The sequence below is a fragment of the Citrobacter sp. Cb004 genome (genome assembly GCF_030337065.1).
GTDB lineage: Bacteria > Pseudomonadota > Gammaproteobacteria > Enterobacterales > Enterobacteriaceae > Citrobacter > Citrobacter braakii.
Map to the genome: position 1 here is coordinate 1 of NZ_JAOWCH010000030.1, position 419 is coordinate 419.

Here is a 419-nt window from a genome sequence, read left to right on the forward strand (position 1 = left end):
GTAATGATCGCCGCCAACAACACCCGGCCATAAACGCCAAAAACAGTCTCGACATAGGCGCTCATCACCTGCATACCGTTTGTTGCGCCCCGCACCGGGCTGTGGGACCCCATCGACAGATAGCAGATATAAATCACGGCCAGACCTGCCGCGGCGATAAAGGCTGCGGCGATGGAATGGGTAAAGATGCCCCGCGGATGGTGGATCCCGCGCTGTTTAAGCGTGTGGGTGATAATGGCGCCAAAGCACAGCGCACTGATCACATCCAGGGTCTGATAACCGTTGACGAACCCTGTATCGAACGCGCGAGTTTGATACGCGGTTGTGGCGGTCGTGAGGTCACCAATCGGATGTAACCAGGCACATATGCCGATAAAAATCAGGGCACTAATTTTAATGGGCGAAAGGAAGAAACCGAC

Annotated in this window: 1 protein-coding gene; it reads right to left on the minus strand. The window is 54.9% G+C overall.

From position 1 onward, the window contains the following. Positions 1–419: branched-chain amino acid transport system II carrier protein (locus tag OGV65_RS00890; RefSeq protein ID WP_286454502.1), on the minus strand; the 419-nt coding region annotated here is incomplete at both ends.